Source organism: uncultured Succinivibrio sp. (genome assembly GCF_902756765.1).
In the GTDB taxonomy this organism is placed as follows: Bacteria; Pseudomonadota; Gammaproteobacteria; order Enterobacterales; family Succinivibrionaceae; genus Succinivibrio.
Genome location: NZ_CACVSS010000048.1, coordinates 1 through 14,919 on the forward strand (window position 1 = coordinate 1; position 14,919 = coordinate 14,919).

At 40.0% G+C, this 14,919-nt stretch carries 10 protein-coding genes and 5 tRNA genes; 9 read left to right on the forward strand and 6 right to left on the reverse strand.

The features are described 5' to 3' along the window. Positions 1 to 259: 259 nt before the first annotated feature. From ychF to dksA, 6 genes are all read right to left on the reverse strand, one after another. On the reverse strand, positions 260 to 1,354 hold the full coding sequence (gene ychF, locus QZU45_RS07790) for a redox-regulated ATPase YchF (RefSeq protein WP_295353796.1): 1,095 nt from the start codon (positions 1,352 to 1,354) through the stop codon (positions 260 to 262). Between the two features lie 9 nt (positions 1,355 to 1,363). Beyond that, the gene (pth, locus tag QZU45_RS07795; RefSeq protein WP_294999533.1) at positions 1,364 to 1,960 is read right to left on the reverse strand and encodes an aminoacyl-tRNA hydrolase; all 597 of its coding nucleotides are present in this window, start codon (positions 1,958 to 1,960) and stop codon (positions 1,364 to 1,366) included. Further along, a complete protein-coding gene (gene folK / locus QZU45_RS07800) occupies positions 1,953 to 2,447 on the reverse strand; it encodes a 2-amino-4-hydroxy-6-hydroxymethyldihydropteridine diphosphokinase (protein ID WP_295353798.1) in 495 nt (164 codons plus the stop codon). The genes pth and folK overlap by 8 nt, the downstream gene beginning before the upstream one ends. After that, positions 2,444 to 4,006: a polynucleotide adenylyltransferase PcnB gene (gene pcnB / locus QZU45_RS07805; RefSeq protein ID WP_295353800.1), complete on the reverse strand. Its 1,563-nt coding sequence runs from the start codon at positions 4,004 to 4,006 to the stop codon at positions 2,444 to 2,446. Before pcnB ends, folK begins: the two co-directional genes overlap by 4 nt. Before the next feature lie 100 nt (positions 4,007 to 4,106). Next, positions 4,107 to 4,973 carry a tRNA glutamyl-Q(34) synthetase GluQRS gene (gene gluQRS, locus QZU45_RS07810; protein WP_295353802.1) on the reverse strand — a complete coding sequence of 289 codons (867 nt, stop codon included), beginning with the start codon at positions 4,971 to 4,973 and terminating at the stop codon, positions 4,107 to 4,109. Between the two features lie 56 nt (positions 4,974 to 5,029). Next, positions 5,030 to 5,491 (reverse strand): RNA polymerase-binding protein DksA, encoded by a 462-nt coding sequence (gene dksA / locus QZU45_RS07815; RefSeq protein ID WP_074840745.1) that lies wholly within the window; start codon positions 5,489 to 5,491, stop codon positions 5,030 to 5,032. 519 nt (positions 5,492 to 6,010) lie between these two features. Between dksA and mrcB the strand changes: the two genes are divergently transcribed. The 9 genes from mrcB to QZU45_RS07860 form a co-directional block, all read left to right on the forward strand. After that, positions 6,011 to 8,566 (forward strand): penicillin-binding protein 1B, encoded by a 2,556-nt coding sequence (mrcB, locus tag QZU45_RS07820; RefSeq protein WP_295353804.1) that lies wholly within the window; start codon positions 6,011 to 6,013, stop codon positions 8,564 to 8,566. Between the two features lie 119 nt (positions 8,567 to 8,685). Beyond that, a complete protein-coding gene (locus tag QZU45_RS07825; RefSeq protein WP_295353806.1) occupies positions 8,686 to 9,270 on the forward strand; it encodes an HD family hydrolase in 585 nt (194 codons plus the stop codon). 148 nt (positions 9,271 to 9,418) lie between these two features. Next, positions 9,419 to 9,494 (forward strand) — tRNA-Lys (locus tag QZU45_RS07830). Between the two features lie 22 nt (positions 9,495 to 9,516). Then, positions 9,517 to 9,592, forward strand: a tRNA-Lys gene (locus QZU45_RS07835). Positions 9,593 to 9,616: 24 nt separating this feature from the next. Beyond that, positions 9,617 to 9,692, forward strand: a tRNA-Lys gene (locus QZU45_RS07840). A 4-nt stretch (positions 9,693 to 9,696) separates the two neighbouring features. Then, positions 9,697 to 9,774: transfer RNA gene (locus QZU45_RS07845), tRNA-Val, on the forward strand. 57 nt (positions 9,775 to 9,831) lie between these two features. Then, positions 9,832 to 9,907, forward strand: a tRNA-Lys gene (locus QZU45_RS07850). Positions 9,908 to 10,072: 165 nt separating this feature from the next. Beyond that, positions 10,073 to 14,086: a virulence factor SrfB gene (locus tag QZU45_RS07855; protein WP_295353808.1), complete on the forward strand. Its 4,014-nt coding sequence runs from the start codon at positions 10,073 to 10,075 to the stop codon at positions 14,084 to 14,086. A 6-nt stretch (positions 14,087 to 14,092) separates the two neighbouring features. Then, a partial coding sequence (locus tag QZU45_RS07860; protein ID WP_295353810.1) for a virulence factor SrfC family protein occupies positions 14,093 to 14,919 on the forward strand: 827 nt, incomplete at its 3' end.

The following is a 14,919-nucleotide window of genomic DNA, read 5'->3' on the forward strand; positions in this document are numbered from 1 at the left end:
ATGAACAACCGCTTCTTTGAAGCCTCATCTTTTTAGATCGATATCTTTTCTAAATTAATCAGCTAATTACCCGTATAGTATTTAAGATCCCGTGTATGATGTAAATATAAGGATGTAAGAAAAGAAATTATAAAAGCTGATGAGTTTTTATCCTTAAGACCAAAGAACAGATGCGGAAAGTAATTGAGGATGAAAAAAAGTTTTGTTAATCATAAATTCGGGGGCATAACAGCCCCCGATATTTAACAGCAAAAAGTAATTAAACGTTAAACAGGAACTCGAACAGATCGCCGTCCTTGACGATGTAATCCTTTCCTTCAGAGCGAAGCTTTCCTGCTTCCTTAGCACCACTTTCACCATTGTACTTGATGAAATCATCATAGCTGATGGTTTGGGCTCTAATAAAGCCTCTTTCAAAGTCAGAGTGAATCTTACCTGCTGCCTGAGGAGCTGTTGCGCCTACCTTGACAGTCCATGCACGAACTTCCTTTGGACCTGCAGTAAAGAATGTCTGAAGACCCAATAACTTGTAGCCTGCACGGATAACACGGTTCAGACCTGGCTCTTCAATACCGAGACTGTCCATGAATTCTTTTCTGTCTTCCTCTTCCATTGAAGCAAGATCGGCCTCAATAGCAGCTGATACAGGAACAACGATTGATTTTTCTTCCTTTGCCAGTTTTTCAACTGCATCAAGATAAGGATTATTTGTAAAGCCATCTTCTGATACGTTGGCGATGTACATTACTGGCTTGATAGTCAAGAAGCTGAAATTGCGAAGAGCAAGTCTGTCTGCTTCTGTAAAATCAACGCTGCGAAGCATCTTTCCCTGTTCAAGAGCAGGTTTACATTTTTCAAGAGCGATAACCTGAGCTAAAGCTTCTTTGTCGCCCCCTGTTCTTGCTCTCTTCTCAAGACGCTGCAGAGCCTTGTCACAGATATCAAGGTCGCTAAGTGCTAACTCTGTGTTGATAACATCGATATCAGCTACAGGATCAACCTTACCGGCAACGTGGATTACATTCTCGTCCTCAAAACAACGAACTACGTGAGCGATTGCATCAGTTTCGCGGATATTCATCAGGAACTGGTTGCCAAGACCTTCACCTTTTGATGCTCCCTTTACTAAACCTGCAATGTCAACGAATTCCATTGAGGTAGGAACAATCTTCTGAGGCTTTACAATTGCAGAGATTGCATCAAGACGTGGATCTGGTACAGGAACGATACCTGTATTTGGTTCAATGGTGCAGAATGGAAAGTTTTCTGCTGCAATGCCTGCTTTTGTCAGCGCGTTGAACAAAGTTGACTTTCCAACATTAGGAAGTCCAACAATACCGCATTTAAAACCCATTTTACTCTCCTAATTAGGCTTATAACCGTTAACTAATGCTGTAGCTTTTGAAATGCCGTCAGTAAACAATTTGTCAATTGCATCCAAAGCTGTGTTATATGCATTATCAATAAGAATCTGATCATTTGTGTCTGGTCTTCCAAGAACCCAGTTGATTACCTCTTTTGAAGGAGGTTTTCCAATACCAAGTCTCAGTCTGTAATAGTTCTGAGTGTTGGATAGATTTGCTGTGATACTGCGAAGTCCGTTGTGTCCTGCAAGCCCACCTGCAAATTTCAGCTTCATAAATCCTGGATTCAGATCTAGATCGTCGTGGCAGACTAAAATCTCTTCAGGAAGTATTTTATAGAAATTGCAGAGTGCGGCAACACTTCTTCCAGATTCATTCATAAAAGTAGTAGGGAAGAGAAGTCTAACTTCATTTCCTTGAATGCTGCCTCGTCCAAGAATTCCCTGAAATTTACCCTCTGGTCTTAAATCAATGCTGTATTTTCTTGCCAGAAGATATAAGAAATCAACACCAATGTTATGACGGGTATGTTCATACTGTGAGCCTGGATTACCCAGACCAACAATAAGCTTTATAGAAACGGTATCTTTAGCCATTTATAATTTCCACATCATTTTTTTCTTTATCAGCAAGCTGCTCATAAAGCTTCTGAACACTTGAATTTAAGGAACTAACCTGTAGTTCTGGTTCAATGTCTCTAAGAGGTGCAAGGACAAACGCTCTTTCATGCATCCTTGGGTGAGGCACTGTAAGTTCCTGAGTATTTATAACCAGATCTCCATAGATAATCAGATCAATATCCAGAGTTCTTGGTCCATTTTTGAATAGTCTTACTCTCTTGTATTTTTGCTCTAGATCCTGCATTTTATGTAGAAGATCGAGTGGCTCCAAAGATGTTTCAAAAGAACAGGCCAGATTTACAAAATCATTCTGATCTAGGTATCCTACAGGCTTGGTCCTGTAAAAAGGGGACATCTTAAAGCAACTGATTCCGTTTATTGCTTTAATATCGGAAATTGCATTGTTTAAAATCTTTAGACTATCACCTAAATTTGAACCTAAGGATAAAACAGCAAGGGTCATTTTACATCCAAGTGCATAGCAGCACGCCAGGCTCTTGCTTTTTCTAGCTGCTTCTTTCTTTTGGCTGAAAGATTTGCCTCATCATCAAATGATTCCTCATTTGCTTTTCTTTTTGACTTCTTTGAGGCCAGCTTTTCCTCGTATGCTCTTTTCTTCTGTGCCAGTTTTTCTTTCTTTCTGGCTTTTCTTCCAAGAACTAGTTCTTCCTTCTTAGCTTTTCTCTTATCTGCTAATTCCTTGCTCTTGATGTAGTAAGGTTCCCAGAAATTAACAGCACTCTTTAAATATGGTTCAAACTTTCCTCTTAAAGTCAGGAAGTCATAGGAGGCTCTGAAAATATTTCTTGCTGCAATTTCATCAACATTGCAGTTTTCAATATCATCCAGTGTCAGCTGCATTCTCCACAGTGATCTGATACTGTCGGCAACCGCCATTGGCATATCTGTTATTCTGTTCTGTTCAGTGATAATGTCGTTTAAAAGTCCACTGATAAGTTTATTCTGAGGAACAAGAACCACGGCGCTGTTATAAGTCTGGTTGGATATGAACATCCTTTTCTGGAATACTGCCCATAAAATTACTGCATACAGGAAATGAGGCATATTCCTCTTGTCTTCCTGATATCTCTTATCGGAACTGCCTAAAGCGTACTCAACAAAGTTAATGTAGTTCTGATTATCTAAAAGTTCACCTGCAGCAGGGAACAGCAGTTCAAAAATATTGTATTTTCGTAAGGTTCTGAATGTCTGAAGTCCGTGTCCGGTCAGAAACAGTTTGTTTACCTCTTCAAACATACGGGCATTTGAAACGGCATTCAGATTTGATGCCATTTTCTTTATAGGAGACAGAGTTCTTCTTGAGATCTTAAATCCAAGCTTTGCACAGAATCTGAGAGCTCTGATCATTCTTACAGGATCTTCGCTGTATCTTGTTTCAGGATCTCCGATGATGTCAATAACCCCCTGCTGCATGTCGTACAGACCACCGTTGAAGTCATAGATAACCTTTTTTACAGGGTCAAGATAGAGGGCATTAATGGTGAAATCACGTCTCTGGGAATCTTCAATAATGTTCTTTCCATAAACATTATCTCGAATCAGCATGCCAGATTCTGCTTTGACGCGTGTTCTTCCTGTGTGGGGCTTTGAAGGGGCGACCTTGTTGCTTCTAAAGGTTGTAACTTCAATTATTTCCTTGCCCTGAAGAACATGAACGATCTTGAATCTTCTGCCGATGATTCTGGAGTTTGATACAAAAATCTGTCTTATTTGTTCAGGAGTAGCGTTTGTTGATACATCAAAATCCTTTGGTTTTTTTCCTAAAAGAAGATCTCTGATGCATCCACCTACAAGATATGCCTCATAATGATGTTTCTGCAGAGTAGCAACAACACGCATCGCATAGCTGGATATCTCATTGAGATTTATGCGAAGATCATCTGTGCTCACGACAAGTTTTGATGAGCCGTGTTTTTTTGCAAGTGCTTTACTGCTCTTAAGGCTTGATATATCAAGTGAATCTAAAGGTGTGATAATTTTTATTCTCCTAAAACCAAACAAACACCGTGCATTATATCATCTTTAGACTGTAAATATTAATTTGTGATACAGATCATTTTGTGCTTAAGTGATATATCCGTATTATTTTTTCTTTAAATGGTCAGACAACAACTTTTTTACCGACAGGAATTCTTTTAATTTCAAATCGTTCCAGCGCTTTGTCCAGAATCTTCTTAGGAGGCATCTGGGGCTGTAATCCATCTGTATCCTGATTGAGAAACTCCAGGGCCTTTATAAGCATCTGCGATGGGCTTCCCTGATCTAGTACTGCAGGTGAACGGTTTTGCTTTGAAAGCTTGTATGTCTCATCTGCCATTGCAAGCGGAAGATGAAGATAGGAGATATAGTCTGCGTCAAGTGCTTTATATAGACACATCTGAGTTGTAGTAATGTCAATCAGATCTGAGCCTCTGACAACCTGAGTTACTCCCTGCCTTATATCGTCGACAACACAGGCAAGGTTATAAGAGACAACCTTGTCTCGTCGAATCAATGTCAATGATTCCTGCAAAACAGGAAATCTCTTTTGTCCATAGATTTCATCTTCAAAATAATCCTGATGAACCTTTGGAATAATAAAGCGAAGTGCAAGATTATCTTCAGAATCTTCCTTTAAGCCTTTATTACGGCAGTGACAGCTGTTTTTTTTAAGGTAACTCCGTGTGCAGTTGCAGTAGAAGGCCTTTTCCTTGGCAACGAGATCTTTTGCTACCTTATAGTAGACATCGGTATGTTCTGACTGGATGTATGGTTCTCCATCAAACTTGAAGCCGAAGTCATCAAGTTCTCTGAGAATGATACTGGTGTATTCTTTTTTGCATCTGAAAAAATCCAGATCCTCAATTCTGAGCAGAATCTTCCCATCTTTGATTTTTGCAACAGCATAGGCCCCTACAGCAGCAACAAGTGAGCCAAAGTGAAGTCTACCGCTGGGGGATGGGGCAAATCTACCTATATATTGAGACATAAACAAAAATAGGTGGCACTAGGCCACCTTAAGAAATGTATTTTTTAGGGTAATTTTTAACCTTCTAACTGTTTTTCCTTGATTTCTGCTAATGCCTTGCAGTCAACGCATAAATCAGCAGTTGGTCGAGCCTCAAGTCTCTTAATACCAATTTCGGAACCACAGTGATCACAGTAACCGTAATCGTCGTTATCCAGTTTTGTCAGAGTCTTATCAATCTTTTTGATAAGCTTTCTTTCTCTGTCACGAGCACGTAACTCTAGAGCAAATTCCTCTTCCTGAGTAGCTCTGTCAAGAGGATCAGGAAAGTTTGCAGCCTCACTCTTCATGTGGTCAACTGTACGATCAACTTCTGAACGTAACTGGTCTCTCCATGCAGTAAGAATCTTTCTGAAGTGTTCTTTCTGCTTTTCGTTCATGTATTCTTCGCCTGGCTGTTCTTGGTAAGGTTCTACACCGGCGATAGCTAAAGGGCCCATTGAGTCGATTGACACTGCAGTCTTTTCATTGTCAGCCATAATTCTTCTTCCTTAACTTAATCACTGCCCAAAAACACAGCTTCTATATTAAGTATTTATACAATATTATTCTTTGATGTTTTTGTTTTAAAAGATTGCTCATCTTTTGAGTTAGCAATTATGCTTTAATATTTTGATTGTAGCAAGATTTGAAATTTAATATTTGAACTAGCCCATAATAAGAGAATTAAATATATTAAATTCATTGATAGGTGTAGCGTTTTTTATTTTTTTTTGTTAACAGCGAAATTTCTGTTCTCACCATATCGGTGAATAATAAATTGCCGTCTAAATTAATGCTGATATAATTTAACTCAAATTTTCAGAATGTATCATTTGCTTTTTATAAAAAACTGCATAGCAAAGAGCTTTTGTTTTGACTTCACTTCTCCTTATATACAGGTATAGGTGAATGTAAAGGCTGGTTTTCAAAAGAGCATGCTGGCTAAACATTAAGTTTTTTTCCTCTTGGAGAGACTATGTTTTCTCCTTAATAGACGGAAGTTCAATAGACTATTTATGAATAACGATAAAGAAAATCCATACCTTTCTGGTCTGTCTGCTTTGGATGATGATGAGAGAAAGCAGGCTGAGGACAATTTTGACGATGGTAAGATTGAGCCTGAGTTTGATCCTTATCTGGTAAAAGAGGACCTGTATTCTGAAGAGAATTCATCTTATTCTTCTGACGGAGAAAAGTCAGGACAGACTAGTCAGAACAAACAGAATCAGCAACCTAGTCACAATAAGAATTTTGAAGAGAATAAAAACAAAAAGCCTTTAAAGAAAAAATTGACACTTTTTTCTCTGAAAGTTTTTGCTGCCGGTTTTGTTATTCTGGCTCTGCTTTTTGTTTATTTTGATTCTGTTGTACTTTCAAAATTCGGAGTTGATGACAAATGGGTGCTGCCAGCTGTAGTCTATTCAAGACCGCTTGAGCTTTATCCGGATCAGAAGCTTTCCTTAAAGCAGATGCAGTATGAGCTATCTCTTTTGAAATACCGTAAGGTTCCTAATCCTCAGTACCCTGGTGAATATGCTGTGAATGAAAAGCTCGGTAGGGTGGTGATTATCCGCAGACCTTTTGAATTCCCAGATGCTTCAGAAGGCAAGATTTCAATCATGGTTGAGTTTAACGGTCAGAGAATATCTCAGATCTTAAATGCGGATACAAAGGAGGAATTAGGCTACATCAGAATGGATCCTGTCTTACTCGACAGAATAAACAGAATTGATCCAAAGGAAGATCGTATCTTTATTCAGCTACAGGAAGTTCCTCCTGCTCTTATAAATACACTGCTTGAAATTGAAGATCGTACCTTTAGAACCAATATGGGCGTGAACTTCATGGCTATTGCCAGAGCTTTCGTAAAAAATACCATGGCTCATTCTGTGGTAGAAGGCGGTTCGACTATTACACAACAGTTGGTTAAGAATTACTTTTTAAATTCAGAAAAGAGCTATAGCCGTAAGATTAAAGAAATCATAATGGCTCTGATTATGAATCACAGATATACAAAGGATCAGATTTTAGAAGCATATCTGAATGAAATTTATTTAGGCCAGAATGGCGCTGCCGGTATTTACGGATTTGGTCTTGCCTCATATTTCTACTTTGGGGTACCTATTTCAGAGTTGACTCAGGATCAGATGGCGCTTCTTGTTGGTATCATTAAAGGCCCTTCCTATTATGATCCATGGAGACATCCTGATCAGGCTCTGGAACGTCGAAATGTTGTTCTGTCTGTATTAAAGAAGAGAGGATTTATTACTGATACAGAGTATGTTCAGTATTCCTCAAGACCTCTAGGAGTTATAAAGAGAGGTTCAATGAACTACTCTAAGACTCCTGCTTTCATGGGTGTTCTGAAAAAGGAAATTTCAACGAAGTTCGGCCCTGATTTTTTATCAGGTAACGGTATTAAGATCTTCACCAGTCTAGACCCTCAGGCTCAGCAGTCTGCTGAAAACGCAGTGCAGAATGAGCTTAACGCCATTGAAAGAGAGACCGGCCGTAAAGGTATGGAAGCTGCTATGGTTGTCAGTTCCTGGAGAACAGCAGAAGTCTCTGCCGTGGTCGGAAGTAGAACTCCTCAGTATGCTGGATTCAACCGTGTTATGGAAGGTCGTCGTCAGGTAGGCTCAATTATCAAACCTTTTGTTTATCTGACTGCATTCCATCATGGCATTCATCTTGGTACTCTGGTAAATGATGCTCCTATCAGGGTAAGACTTGCTGATGGAAAGGTATGGCAGCCTCATAACGACAACAACCGTTTTATTGGCCCAATTCCTACATATGTGGCAATGGCCCGTTCCATGAATATTCCTACTGTAAAGATTGGTATGAGAGTCGGTCTTAATCATGTAAGAGAGACTCTGCTCAATATTGGTCTTGATAAGGAAAAGGTTGAAAGACAGATTTATCCTTCAATGCTACTTGGTACCATTGAGCTTACCCCATTTGAGGTTACTCAGATGTATACAAGTCTTGCAACAGAAGGCCAATATAAGGATCTGACCACATTAAGAACAGTTGTTAAAGACGGAAAGATTGTTTATGAGCGTGAGGATAACAGGGGAAAAGCTACAATTGATCCTAAGGACTCATATCTGACCATGTATGTTATGACCGAGGCAACCAAGATCGGTACAGGCCGCAGAATTGGCAACATGTTCCCTAATGTAACTATCGCCACTAAGACAGGAACCACTAATGACAGCCGAGATACCTGGACTGTTGGTATTGATTCGGATCAGGTTGTTGCTACATGGGTCGGATTTGATGACAACAAGTCAACCGGTCTGTTTGGTTCCTCTGGAGCTATGAGAGTGTATGGTCAGTTCCTGAAGGAGCGTGGTGTAAATTCCTTGGAACTGAAACGTCCTGAAGGTATTCAGTTTGTAAACTTTAATAAAGAAGGAAATATTGTTGGTGAAGGATGTATGCTTCCTGGACTGACCTCTCTTCCTGCAAGACTGGATAAGATCAAGTATGTAGATCAGAACTGTACCATCGATGTTGCGCCGGTTCCTGTAGTAACAGGGCCTCAGCCGGTACCTTATGCCCCTTAAAATTTTCTTCTAAAACTGTTCCATCCTTGCAAAAGGATGGAATTTCAGAATTCATCGTAGTATTTTTTTTTCCTGAATGCTTCTCCTAAACTAATTAGAGTCATATATAGGATTTTTATATGCAACCAAGCGAATTTCTTAAGATAGTACATTTTTCAGAAAAACTAAAAGACACCACACGTCACTGTACGACTTCCAATGGCAGACGAGAAAGTGTGGCTGAGCACAGCTGGCGTATTTCTCTTATGGCTCTGTTTCTTCGTACGGAATTTCCTGAGCTGGATATAGATAAGGTTATCGCCATGTGCCTTATTCATGACCTTGGAGAGGCCTTTACAGGAGATATTCCTTCTTTCAATAAAACAGAAAAAGATGAACATGTTGAGGACTCTCTTTTCAGAAAATGGATCGAATCCCTGCCAGAAAGTTTATCCTCTAATATACTGAATCTGTATGAGGAGATGAGTGCGCTTAAAACTGGAGAGGCTAAACTTTACAAAGCTCTGGATAAGATTGAAGCTGTGATTCAGCATAACGAGTCACCGCTTGAGTCATGGAGCGAAAATGAATATCAGCTCAATAAGATTTACGGTATGAATGAGGTGAAATTTTCTGAGTGGTTGATTAAACTTCGACAGGAAATTTTAAACGAAACGCTTTCCAAAATAGAAGACGGAGAAAACACTATCAGAAAATGTGTATAACCTATTAACCCCCGATTAAAAATTATTAAGGCTTGTATAAGCGGTTTATAAAGATAAATAAAAAAAACTTTAAAAAAGTGCTTGCATGATCTCAAAAATTTAGTAGAATAGTCCGCGTTGAGTTAATCAACAACAAATTGCAAGGCTTGGGTCGTTAGCTCAGTCGGTAGAGCAGCGGACTTTTAATCCGTTGGTCGAGAGTTCGAATCTCTCACGACCCACCAAGCAAAAGCAAGATTTATCGCTGGGTCGTTAGCTCAGTTGGTAGAGCAGCGGACTCTTAATCCGTTGGTCGCGGGTTCGACCCCCTCACGACCCACCATGCGATAATGAAGGCGCCCAAGATGGGTCGTTAGCTCAGTTGGTAGAGCAGCGGACTCTTAATCCGTTGGTCGCGGGTTCGACCCCCTCACGACCCACCATTTTGGATGCTTAGCTCAGTCTGGTTAGAGCATCTGCCTTACAAGCAGAGGGTCATAGGTTCGAGTCCTATAGCATCCACCATCTTATGAATCCCTACTTGATAGTATCTTTTAGGTTTTCTGTTTATAACGTTTCGATGGGTCGTTAGCTCAGTTGGTAGAGCAGCGGACTCTTAATCCGTTGGTCGCGGGTTCGACCCCCTCACGACCCACCATCCAAACGTTGATCCCCCCCTTTAAAAACATTTATTGCAAATTTAATTTTTTCAATTAAGTATTACCTCACAATATATATTTTTGTCTTTCAAAATCATCCTCTCATAAGTCTCCTTGTGGTAAATTATATGGTTAGAATGTTGATTTAACATAGGGTGGTTGAAGTGAATCTAAAAAATGACCGCATCATAATTAAAAATCTAGTTGATAAAAATGATGAAAATAACAAGACAATTTCTCTTGTAGCTAATTCCGGTATACAGTTCATTGATTTTGAGTTTGACAAAAAGATTAATTTCTCCTCTGAAGAAGAGGATTTCTTAAAAAAATTCCCTTCAATCGTAACTAAAGGGCAGTTTGCCCAGCATCCACTGTGTGGAAGACATTTTGCCAGATTTAAAGAAGACAAGGCTTCTGGCAAATATGTAATTGAAGGTGCAGAATCAATTTCCATGGAAAAGGGCGAAATCTATGGAGAGCAGTCTGAATTGGAATTGATCGAATCTCTTAACCTTTACAATGGAGTATGGTTCCCAATCTTCTATTTCAGCAAAGGCCATGATGAAGGTCCTATAAACTGGGCCCGTGCTCGTGTTATCAATACGTCAGATGTGAAGGATCGCGATCATGGTGGTTTATATCATGTAACCTTTGCCTTTGATACGAAGCTTGACAATGAAAACACTTCTCTGCACTGTGCTCCATCAACCTCCGATATCAGCGATGTCTTTACTTTCAGAGGATGTTACGCTGCTACCAAACTATTAAATGATAATGAATCAGGCGCTTCCTTTGTTCGAGAGTGGGCAAAGAGTGTCTTTGACAAAATCTATCCTAAGACTACCAATGATCCAAAGGTCGAAGTTATCAAAAAAGAATGGATAGAGAAAAACTACTTTGAAAAGCATTATCTGAATCTTATTGCTTTCCTTGAATATTTTGTCGAACCAAACAGCATCAAGCTGATGCCATTTGAGGAAAACGGCAGTGAAACTCCTATTGATGTAAGTCTGATTCTTGATGTAGGTAACTCACGTTCCTGCGGTATTCTTATGGAAGAGGATGATGATCATTCCTCATCTCTGCTGCGTAATCCTCAGCTCGAAATCCGTGATTTAAATGCTGTTGAGAATGTTTATGTCGGAACATTTGACAGCAAGATCCAGTTCCAGAAAGCTAATTTTGACTTTAACTATTGCTCAGATATTTCAAGCAGACTCGACGCCTTTGTATGGCCATCTCTGGTACGTGTGGGTACTGAGGCAAAGCACCTAAGTGCCAACTCAGCCGGTAATGAGGGAAATACAGGTCTTATTTCACCAAAACGTTATCTGTGGCAGTTTGATAATGATCTGAATACCTCTGAAAAGTGGAACTTTAACAATCACTATTATCAGATTCCAGTCAGAGAGAAAGAAAAGGATGATGACAAATATCATACCTCTTATCTGAAACTTGAGGAAAATGTAAGTTCAGCCACTTATCTTCCTATTTCAAGATTCATCAATTCATATGGTGATGCTCTGTTTGCAGATACAGGTGATGAAAGTAAGCTTCTTGCAAATTACACCGGTAAATCAACCATGACCTTTATGCTGATGGAAATCATTATGCAGGCTATGATGCAGATGAATAGTTTCCATTACCGTCAGTCTAAAGCTAATGCTTTAAGACCTCGCAGACTAAAGGCAGTGGTTTTAACTACACCTCCATCAATGCCGGATCTTGAAAGAGAAGTCTTCAGATCATGCGCCTACCAAGCTATTGGTCTTGTCTGGAAGGCTTATGGTTATGACAAGACTCCTGCTACTGAGTTTAAGTATATTGAAAACGCTTCTTCCATGTTCCCTAAGGCACCAGCCGTTATCTTAAAGTGGAATGAAACTCTGACTTCTCAGCTGGTATACCTTTACAATGAAACTCAGAAGGTTTTCGGAGGCAACAGTCTAGACTTTATTAAACATATACGCAGATCAGATGCTGGTGGCCGAGTCAATGAGCATAATAGGGACAAGTTCAGTGGTAAGGATGCCGATTATATTTCTGCCCGTATTGCCTCAATTGATATCGGTGGCGGAACTACAGATCTTGTGATTGCCGATTACAGCTATCCAAGTACAGTCCGTTCTGAGAGCGGTGAGGAAAAAGAGCTTGGAAACCAGAGTGCTACCGTTGAAATCCGAGAGATTCTGAAGGATGGTTCAAAGACGGCTGGAGATGATCTGGTGTTAAACCTGATTAAGGAAAAGATTGTTCCTCAGTTAGGTGATGTTAAGGATTTAGCTAAAATTATTGGTACTGGTTCATCTGACAGTATTGAGTTTGTAAAAAACAGAACTCAGACAGTAGAGCAGGTTTTCACTAAGATTGCGTATAGAATCATTTCCAGACTGGAAAAGCTGAATTATGCTCCTGCAGGCACTACTTCGGTAATTGACAGGGGAACGGTTGCAGACTTCCTGTATGGCATTGACCGATGCGAGGCTCTGGATTCTAAGGAAGATCTGGAAGTTATTTCTAAATTTGACAGAAAAAAGCATGACCTTGTTGATGAGAGTGTTGCGAATTTTATCAACAAGCATTTAGGTGAGAACTACAAATTTTTTGATCGTGAACTCGAGTTTGATATATATCAAATCAATCATGAGATCGCTGTCGGTGATCGTTATGATGTCTGCTCTTCCCTTAATTATCTGAACACCATTGTAAACACCTATCAGTGTGATGTTCTGATTCTAACCGGACGTCCTTCAAAGATTCCTGGTATCAGAACTCTGATTGAGTGCAATTCTAATCTGTCACCAAGAAGAATCATTTCTTTACACGATTATAAGTGTGGAAGCTGGTATCCATCTTTCACTCTTGTGAACGGTAAGATAGGAGATCCTAAGACATCAGTTGTTGTAGGAGCACTGCTTGGTTATATCAAGCAGTCCAATATCAGCAACCTGTCAACCTTCAGAATCAATCCTAACTATCAGGAAGCCCCTTCTCCTGCAAGATACATGGGTAAGGTTGATGATCAGTGCAAGCTTGAGGATAGAGAAGTCAAATACAGATTCTTCACCTTAGCCGAGCTTAAGGAAATTAATGCAATGGAAGAAGGAGAGGAGATCGATATTGATAAGACCTATCTTAGGGATGATGCTAATAAATCTCAGCTTAAGGCTGTTTCAGATGTTATCTCCAATACGACCTTGCGCTCGACTCTTCCAATTAACCTTGGATACCGTCAGTTTGATGATCAGGCCTTTATGGCAACCATGATTTATCACATTGAGCCTTACAAGAAGATTAGTGAGCTTGCCTCTGTAAAGGCAACCAAGGAATGGATTGTTCCTGATATTGAGAAGATTGAGTTCAGTGTAGAAGGGAAAAAGAAACTTTATGAGGAGCTACTGATAAAGCTTTATCCTGATCATGAGGCTAATTTCCCTCAGCAGGGCTGCGATATTTTTGATAAGGCAATTGAGGAAATAGAGAAGGCTGAGAACGAAATGGCTCTCGCCAAGAGCCATGCCTCTCTGATGTATGGGGCTGACAGAAGTGCAATTAAAGTGCTTGATTTAGACAGTCCTTATGCAGCTCTCATCAGTCAGTTTGATTCTCAGGCAATGGATGCTGGTAATCAGGTGGCTTCTACCTTAAAGCAGACTGGTATTATGGCTAAGCTTACCAATGCCGCAGGTAAAGCTGAAGAGAAACGCAGAGAAGGCTATGACTCCTTTAAGCAGAGCAACCTGTCTTCGATTTTCAGCTCTATCGAAAGTGTCGGTAATGCTGAAAAAAACAAGGTAAAGGGAATGTTCCTGAGAGAGCTGTGTCTGTGTGTGGAAAATGCTATTAATGCTCTGCGCAAGAGCAAACAGGCTGCACTTGATAAAATTACCTCAGATGTAAAAGGTTCTAGCGATGGCAAGGGGCCTCATTATTATGACATTACTATAGTAAATAATAGTGTATTGGATAAGAAATCTCCTTTGGGCAGATGCCTTGGCTTTATACGTGATCAGGAAAAAGATCTTAATAGCGATATCTTTGTATTAAAGATTGAAAAAGCAAAGGATGTAACCGATGGCAGTTCTGATGTATCTAACTACCTGAAGCTGAGTCTGAAAACAGTCAGTGATGGTGATGAATACTGGAATAATGACGGTTTGATTCTTGATAAGGAATAATTTTTTATGAAAAACGAATTTAAAGATAATCGTCTGAATCTTCTGGCTCAATACTGCGATAAGGCTTACAAGTGGGTTGAAAAGGCAGCGCAGGATGAGGAAGATCTTAGAAAAGAGGAAAATTCTCTTGGAATTGCTATCTGTCAGCTGCATAACATGGCTGACGCCGCTCATGAGGTTCTTCCTGTAAATTCAACCATCGGTGTTTTCGGTGCCTCTCAGGCTGGCAAGAGCTATCTGGTTTCTGCACTTGCTTCAAATGGTGGCGGTGAAGGTCTAGTTGCAAACTGGGAAGGTAAGGAAATATCCTTCTTTCATCATCTGAATCCTACGGGCGGAAATCGTGAAGCGACCGGTTTGGTAACCCGTTTCACACGTATGACTTCACCTGCTGTTAAGGGCTTTCCGGTAACACTTAAGATTTTAAATGAAGTTGAACTTATCAAGATTCTGGTTAACTCTTTCTATCTTGATATGAATCTTGAAGCCGCCAAGGAGTTCATGATTGAATATGACAGTCGCTTTAAGGACAAGTCAAAGCTTGATGCTCTGTTTGAAGAACTCAGAGGAGATGAGTATCAGCTGAAGGAAGGGGAGGCCTCCTATGTTACAGAGAATGACATTGTGGAACTCTCTGAGTATGTTTATTCGCATGCAGCCTTCTGCTGTCTGATGTCAGAGGAATTTAAACCTGACTGTGATTTCTGGAATAAGGTAAGACATATTATCTCCTCTCTGAATCTCAAGGGTAGAGGCAGACTGTTTTCTCTGTTCTGGGGTAATCTGAAGGCTTTCAACAATCTGTATGAAACTATTGCTCCTGAGATGGAGAA

What these genes read in the sequence shown, in the direction of transcription:
- ychF (WP_295353796.1), bottom strand. Translation starts at nt 1,354, where the DNA reads ATGGGTTTTAAATGCGGTATTGTTGGACTTCCTAATGTTGGAAAGTCA.
- pth (WP_294999533.1), bottom strand. Translation starts at nt 1,960, where the DNA reads ATGGCTAAAGATACCGTTTCTATAAAGCTTATTGTTGGTCTGGGTAAT.
- folK (WP_295353798.1), bottom strand. Translation starts at nt 2,447, where the DNA reads ATGACCCTTGCTGTTTTATCCTTAGGTTCAAATTTAGGTGATAGTCTA.
- gluQRS (WP_295353802.1), bottom strand. Translation starts at nt 4,973, where the DNA reads ATGTCTCAATATATAGGTAGATTTGCCCCATCCCCCAGCGGTAGACTT.
- dksA (WP_074840745.1), bottom strand. Translation starts at nt 5,491, where the DNA reads ATGGCTGACAATGAAAAGACTGCAGTGTCAATCGACTCAATGGGCCCT.
- mrcB (WP_295353804.1), top strand. Translation starts at nt 6,011, where the DNA reads ATGAATAACGATAAAGAAAATCCATACCTTTCTGGTCTGTCTGCTTTG.
- QZU45_RS07825 (WP_295353806.1), top strand. Translation starts at nt 8,686, where the DNA reads ATGCAACCAAGCGAATTTCTTAAGATAGTACATTTTTCAGAAAAACTA.